Raw genomic sequence first — 7,100 nt, 5'->3', positions numbered from 1 at the left:
CACGGAGTGCTTCAATCTCAACCGCAGCCTCAGCCTTCAGCGCGGCTTCGACCGCAGCAGCCTGCTGCTGTGCAGCGGCGAGAGTTGTCTCGGCGTTATCCCGGATCGCCTGAGCTTTTGACCGCTCTTCCAATCCCGCATGGAGCGCTGCTGCAACCTCCGTCTTCATAGACCGTACTATTATCTCGGAATTAGCGATCTCCTGATTAAGGACGGATTTGGCATTACGCTCTTCCTCAAGCTTAAGGGCCGCTTCAGCCAGCATCGCAGAATACAATTTATCGCCAGCATCGACCTGATCAATCAACCCAGTGAAGGCTTCTTCAGGATTTGGACAGATTCCTGAGCCGCATGCAGTTAAAATTTCGTATGCCTGCTTAACCCACGAAGATGCATAAGGGTGTTGGGCGAGATCACTAGCGTTAGAACTATGGTGCCGATACTTTCCGGACACGAACCTATCGACGTGGGCTGATATCTTCGGCTGCATCTTCGGCCAAGATATGCCCAAATCCCTGCCGATCTGCATAACGGAGCCTCTCCAGTCCGCCAACAGACTTTCATAAGAGATGAAAGCACGCTTTTGACCACGGCTGTGCCGTTCACAATCCAGCATGTAGCGGAGCCACAGCGCCTGGACATAAGGAAAGGCCAAATCATCCCGCCGCTTCAGCGATGAAGCGACGTCAAGAGGATTCCGGAAAGGAATTATAACGAAAGGCTCAATCCCTAAATGCTCGAAAGCGGAAATCCATAACGGGAAAATGCGCGAGATTCTGGGATCTTTAACGCAAATCAGCGAACTGTTTCCATATTCTTCAATGATGGCCGCGGCGATGTCGGACACCGCCTCTTTTCCTGCATCGGAAGAAAAGAAGCCGTCGTCGATAGGAAGAGTGTCGTCCCAATTGCTGCCGATTGAACTCAGAATACGGTCATTCACTTCACAAAAACGAAGGGACTCCCAATAGCCGGTTTCATTGAACGCGTTCTCCGGCATAAGATTCTTCGGAGGAGTCGCGCCGATCTGGCACAGAATGCCAGCCGTCAGCGACGTCCCTGACCGATGCATACCAGCAATGAGCACCCCTTTGCACTTGCTGGGCGCTTTATCCTTTAGAACGTTCGATTGAGTCATTGTAGGCCTATTCAGCAACGAATTCAAAAACATGCAGGAGGGGTGATTGCAACGCGTAAATGCAGAACTGCCATGTTGCAATCATTGGGAAATATTCAAGAAACTGATATGTATTCATGCATTCTCTTCACCTCCTGAGACTACCTGGGCCGATAAAAGACGATATATCACTCATTTGACCATAACAAATGTAGCAAAAATATAAATTGTGGCATCAAAAAATATGATATATATTTGGTATAATGTACACATCGATACCGCGATAAATATCCATTCTCGTGGATTCAATAAATCACAATATGCCGCCGAGTCATCCTCTGCGCATCTAATTTGACCTCATCGAACACACCTCCACTTATATAAACCAGAAAGACCATCAACCATGGATGCTTAACGTACCCAGCCTGGGTTACGGATTCTCCAGGCGAGGGCGCCGGTGCTGACGAAATGAAAGGGGACTATGCGGCCCGCTTCTTGGGATAGCACCTCCAGAACGTTTTGACGGCGCACTGGATCGACTATGAACATCATGAAACCGCCACCACCCGCGCCAGAAACCTTTCCCGCCAGCCCCCCAGCAGCCATTACGCGGTCGTAGACATAATCGATCTGCGGATTGGTAATACTGTGGGCGGTTTGCTTCTTACGCTCCCAGGACTGACGGAACATCCTGGCCAACCCGTGCATGTCGCCCTTCAGCAGAGCTTCCTTGATATCGAAGGCGTCCTGACGAATTCCGTGCATCGCCTGTATCGCACGCGAGGCCGATGGATCGGCAACGTTACTCGACTGCTCGGCTATAATCTCGGCGGAGTGGCGCGACCGGCCAGTATCAAACAAGATCAGCGAACTTTCGAACTCTGAGACGACAGCTTCACGTACCCTTAATTGGTTGATGACAGCGCGGTTGTCCGCATAAAACTCCATGAAGTTAAATCCACCAAAGGCTGCAGCGTATTGATCTTGTTTACCACCACCTAGATTGGCATCAACACGCTCAATCTCGTAGGAGAGCTGCCCGAGATCGTACTCGCATAACCGAATACCCTGCCACTCCACTAGGCCTCGCAGCAGGGCAACCACCAGGGTGGAGGAGGTGCCAAGCCCCGACCCTGGGGGTGCGTCGGAATAGGTGGTTATCCGCAGGGATAACGGTCGCCCTTCATTAAATTCACGCACAACGCGATTATACACTGCGCGGTGCAGCCGTAATGGCTCTTCAAGAACAAGCTGTTGTGAAGCCTTCAAACTTACCGATGTGCCGATATCGGGAGCTATGAACTCCACAGTTCCTTCCGGTGCCGGCTCGATTGTGGCATAGGAGAACAAATTGATCGTCCCATTCAGGACGCAGCCACCATACAAGTCGCAATAGGGAGCAACATCTGTCCCGCCACCGGCTAGGCCCAAACGCAATGGTGCGCGCGAACGCACAATATCTATCACGTTAGACATTCTACCGAGCGGCCAACGTTCCCGGCTTCCGGCATCTGCGTCTAAAACCTCAGTGGACATGCGGTGTCTCCATTGAGCCGAGTAGATGATGGGGACGGGGTTCAGCGGGACAAGAAGGCCGGGTTCCCAGCGACACGCCCACGCCAATATTCCAGCAGGTCATACATCGTCGTTTCGAACGGAATCTCAGGCTTCCAGCCGGTATGGGCTCCGAACTTGTTTGTATTCGGCACCTGTAGATCAGCGTCGATTGGTCTCAAGCGAGAAGGATCAACCTCAACCTGGATGTTCTTAACCGTGGAGAGCGCAATAAGCTTATTCAGCATCTCCCTGATAGTGCAGGTGTAGGTGCCTCCGATATTATAGTAAGCGCCCGCAGTCGGATTGATAGTCACCAACATATGATAGGCCCTCACCGCGTCACGCACGTCAGCAAAAGTACGCAAGCTGTCCAGATTGCCGACCTTGATCACGGGAGCGATATGACCACACTCGATCATGGCAATCTGCTTGGCAAAGCTGCTTTCGGCGAATACATCGCCGCGACGCGGTCCTGTGTGTGTGAACATCCGCGTTGTCAGCGTCTTCATGCCGTAGGCTTCGCCATAGAAACGGCCTACCAAATCTGTGCCTACTTTAGAGATCGCATAAGGTGACGCTGGGTGGAAGGTGCATTCCTCGTCGATCGGCAACTTCTCGCGCGGGACCCGCCCAAACACTTCTGACGAAGCACAAACATGGATGACGGCGTCGGCAGCATGGCGGCGCAGTGCCTCCAGGACACGAGTAGTCCCCTGGACATTTGTCTCTAGCGTATCAAGCGGCGCGTCAAAGCTGGTTTTTGGGTAGCTCTGCGCTGCCAGATGGAAGACATAGTCGGGCTTAACCGCAGCAACAACCCCATCAATGGATATCCCGTCGCGCAGGTCACCATAATGCAGGAAGACGCGGTCTTTGGCATTCACGCGAGGGACTAGATGCGCGATGTTGTCCAGCGGGCTGCGCCATCGCGTCATCCCGTGGATATCCCAATCGGTGTTCTCCAACAGAAAGTCGGCCAAGTGGGAACCGACCATGCCTGTGATGCCAGTGATGAGCGCACGCGTAGTCATGGGAAATTTACCCCTAAATTCAGCATGTCATGGTTCGTTGCCGGAGATCTCGTACATCCACCGCAGTGTGTCTATCATATCATACTGGCAAACCACCCCCAGCGCTCGCATGCGAGCGTCATCACCTTGCTGGAACAGAAGATCATTCGGCCGGATAAAGGCCGGGTTGACACGAACGTCAATGCGGTGCCCGGTGATTTCAGTGAGTAAATTGATGATCTGACTGATGGACCAAGTTCGATTGCTGGCTATATGCAGGAGGTCAGGCGGATTTTCTACAGTCATCAGGCGGCGATATACCTTAACCGCATCGCGAATATCGACAAAGTCGCGGCGGACGTTAATGTTACCGAGTTCGATAACTGAGGCGCGTTCCCGAAAATGACGAACAATTTTTGGCAGCAAGAACTGCGGCCTCTGCCCAACCCCTATACAACTGAAAGAGCGGGTGATTGTCGTGTGAAATTGACCTCCGGATGCTGCACAGAAGCGCTCCGCCAACCATTTGCTGTACGAGTAGTGGTTGACCGGGTCGACGATGTCAGTTTCACTAATCACGGAAGTCGTATTATTACCATAAATGTTGGCACTGGACGCCATAATGAAGCGTCCATCGAAGCCCGAATTGACCAAAGCATCCAGCAAACTCTGCACTCCAAAGGCATTAACCTCGTAGAGACGGCGATAGTCCGCTTCACCTGGTGACGAGATGGCCGCAAGATTGACAATCACTTTAGGCCGCACACGGTCTAACAGGCGCACAATGGCACCCGGATCGGTCAAATCCGTTCGCCCAAAAAACGAACCACCAGTGCACTCGACCTCTGGGTCGTCTCGACAAAGGGCCATCAAGTGCTGACCGGTAAATCCGGTGTCCCCAAGGACCAGTACGCTCTTTCGTGTCGACAACGAAGCACCCACAACGCTGAAAATGATATGACATCAGTAATACGCAATATAAGCCATAATAAGTCAAACGATTTTCCGCCATCTCCCCCGTTCAAAGAGCGTGAATATGTTCAGGTGACGACCACTGCATTTCTCAATGTCTCTGTAGATTTATGTGATATCGATAGCTCGGAAACGGCCGAGGCAGAACCCAAGCGTACGCAAATCCTGGACTGTCGCTGATCGACGCATGCGCGAAATTTCAAAGCGGATTGTTGTGTGGTATCCCGTTGATGCCTGGGCCGTCCAGCGCGCCGTGCAACTGAGAGGACTGTGGCCACGCTCCAGCGTTAACGTTTGCTCTTCGTCATCAATGAAGACGCGGATAACCGCCAGGTCGGGTCTGCCATACAGTAGTGCCTCGAAGGCGTAAGTGTGCCCAGCCGTTAAGGGCAGATCCAAGGACGCAGTTGGTCCCGCCCAGCGATAGGTTGACCCATTCGCCCCCTGCTGCTCAGCATTGTACCAACCAGATCCAGGGATCGGGTCACCGAGTTCCAGCTCGACAGACCTTGCACCCATTCGATATATACCAATATTAATCAGATGGTCGACTAGTTCCGACGCGCTGAATTGCTGCACTCGTTGGCTCAACAGAGTCTTAGCAATGGAGTACAATTCCAAATCAGCTTGATTTATATCATGCAGGATTTCCATATCTTCCGCAGATACCTCATCATTCTGCATATTCGGATTTTTGTTCATCTGCATCCGAATGGTCGATGGATGAAAATGAAATCCCTCAGATAGCAGAAGAAGAGAAGTATCGAAATTTTCCTGAACTCCCACGAAGTCCATTGCCTTCAAGCGTTCCGCAGCCAAAGTCAAGCTTACTTCGGTTCCTAGCAGTCCAAAATCCAATCCGTTTCCTTGTTCAACCATTCGGCGCGCGAAACCAAACGTTTCATCCAACGAAAGCCGAGGCGTAGAAAGCATGCTGGTCTGCGAGTTAGTCACGAAGGCGCGGATCATGGGATCACGTAGCATGGCCGTGACAGATGAACCCTTGAATCTGGCGTGCAGGGGATGAAATTCTGGATCTCGTGCAAGATGCTGTAAAGTCGAGAGAGTGCGGGCAATCGGCTCACGAAGGAACGTGATTATACGTGGGTTCCCCGGCAAAAAATTCTTGAGTTCCCATGGGAAATGACCCTGTAATAGGCGAAGGCGAGACACCCGCTCTGGGGTAATCGTAAGGAGTTGCTGCCAATTACTCGGTGCAATAGCTTCCAGGCGATACTGGTTGGCCAAATAATTGCGCAACGTCACCCCAGCTGTCTTCGGTATATGAAGAAAAAAAACCGAAGGGCGATGTCCGTCGGAAAATTCAAGTGGGGCAACATCTACTGTCGGAGTGTTCCGCGCACTGGAAGGGGGTTGCGTTATCATATCTCTGCACCAAATTTTTCCAATGATATCATACATGTGCCAACCAAAATAGCATAGACAGTGAAGAGCCTGTTGCAGAATTACGTTGCTGCGTCGCGGAGGGGGGATACCGCTGGAATAGCTCTGTCAGCCGCGCCATCCCATCGGTCACGCACCGGCTGGCTTGGCTTTCGTCACTTTCCGCAGCCTGTCAACCCTGCAGGTAGGCCACTGGATGGTTGCAGACATGCTCGTAGAGCTGTATGTCCAAAGCGTTGTCGGCGACCAGCGCGTCACGGGTAGCGTCGTCGATCACGGGTACCGGGTTGCTCGAAATGTTCTCGGTTGGAACGCAGTGATCAGGCCAGTTAAGCATGCGACCGATCCGCGCGGTGGCCGCCGGCAGGTCTTCCTGCAGGCCGACGGCGACATAGTGGTTCTTCAGATTATGGAGCGCTAGGCCCAACAGCCAGTCGTCATGAATCCGACCCGTTTCCGGCGCGATTCCGGCGATGACCCGGCACATATGGTTGTTGGTCATCTCGGTGACCCCCGACACGACGAAATCGCGCAAGGTGGCGCCATTGCGCAGCATCTCCGCAAAGTTGGAACTTTCCAGCCGTTGCTGATGTCGGTACAATGACACAATACGCGCTAGGGGTTCGCGCAACACCGTCACATAGCGGGGCGGGATACCAAGCAGGCGATGGATGCCATAAGAAAAATGTCCCATGACAACCGACGGCGCTGGGGCTGCACGGAAATTGAGAATGAAGTCTAAATCCGGATTCCCCAGCTGAAGCTGACCGTTGTAGACTAGGACCGCATCAGGACTCAAACTGCGGACAAGATTGAGCAGACTTGTCCCGGCAGTTTTGGGGATGTGCGATATGATGAGGGGCAACGCCATAGGAATGCAGAAATATTCTCAGTGTTCCGACGTTAGCGATTTGCTTTGGTGGTGTCAATCGCCGCTCTGCAATAGCCAGGGCAACAGCTTTGAATCGCCCCGGGTTTGCCGGAGGCTGGAATTCAATAGTTACGCGGCCAGGGCTTTAGTTTCCAGAGCTGCGTAGCAG

6 protein-coding genes are annotated in these 7,100 nt (G+C 52.6%); all 6 read right to left on the bottom strand.

Annotation, left to right across the window (positions count from 1 at the left end):
- Positions 1–1,138: sulfotransferase family protein (locus ACODSP_RS28070; RefSeq protein WP_488968804.1), on the bottom strand; the 1,138-nt coding region annotated here is incomplete at its 3' end.
- Positions 1,139–1,528: 390 nt separating this feature from the next.
- Positions 1,529–2,653 carry a GHMP family kinase ATP-binding protein gene (locus tag ACODSP_RS28065; protein WP_488968803.1) on the bottom strand — a complete coding sequence of 375 codons (1,125 nt, stop codon included), beginning with the start codon at positions 2,651–2,653 and terminating at the stop codon, positions 1,529–1,531.
- Positions 2,654–2,694: 41 nt separating this feature from the next.
- Positions 2,695–3,705, bottom strand: coding sequence for a GDP-mannose 4,6-dehydratase (locus ACODSP_RS28060; RefSeq protein WP_488968802.1), 1,011 nt, complete (start codon positions 3,703–3,705; stop codon positions 2,695–2,697).
- 27 nt (positions 3,706–3,732) lie between these two features.
- Positions 3,733–4,626, bottom strand: a complete 894-nt coding sequence (locus ACODSP_RS28055) for an NAD-dependent epimerase/dehydratase family protein (protein ID WP_488968801.1) — start codon at positions 4,624–4,626, stop codon at positions 3,733–3,735.
- Between the two features lie 138 nt (positions 4,627–4,764).
- On the bottom strand, positions 4,765–6,078 hold the full coding sequence (locus tag ACODSP_RS28050; RefSeq protein ID WP_488968800.1) for a sulfotransferase family protein: 1,314 nt from the start codon (positions 6,076–6,078) through the stop codon (positions 4,765–4,767).
- Positions 6,079–6,232: 154 nt separating this feature from the next.
- On the bottom strand, positions 6,233–6,931 hold the full coding sequence (locus ACODSP_RS28045; RefSeq protein ID WP_488968799.1) for a sulfotransferase family protein: 699 nt from the start codon (positions 6,929–6,931) through the stop codon (positions 6,233–6,235).
- Positions 6,932–7,100: the final 169 nt, after the last annotated feature.

It is taken from the genome of Niveispirillum sp. FG156 (assembly GCF_057809555.1).
Note: the sequence above shows the minus strand (reverse complement) of the source record. Positions and strands in the feature narration are given on the sequence as shown.